Raw genomic sequence first — 312 nt, forward strand, 5'->3', positions numbered from 1 at the left:
CTCCCTGGCCGGTACCCTGAAACTGGGCAAGCTGGTGGCGTTCTATGACGACAACGGCATCTCTATCGACGGTCACGTGGAAGGCTGGTTCACCGATGACACCGCGAAGCGTTTTGAAGCCTACGGCTGGCACGTGGTGCGCGGCGTTGACGGTCACGATGCTGACTCGATTAAACGCGCGGTAGAAGAAGCGCGTGCGGTTACCGACAAACCGTCCCTGCTGATGTGCAAAACCATCATCGGTTTCGGTTCGCCGAACAAAGCCGGTACCCACGACTCCCACGGCGCGCCGCTGGGCGACGCGGAAATCGC

At 60.9% G+C, this 312-nt stretch carries 1 pseudogene; it reads left to right on the forward strand.

Annotated elements, in window-relative coordinates:
* A pseudogene (locus tag FQK12_RS27640) lies at positions 1–312 on the forward strand (transketolase); the annotation flags it as partial.

This window comes from Klebsiella sp. ME-303 (assembly GCF_007910085.1).
In the GTDB taxonomy this organism is placed as follows: domain Bacteria; phylum Pseudomonadota; class Gammaproteobacteria; order Enterobacterales; family Enterobacteriaceae; genus Klebsiella; species Klebsiella michiganensis.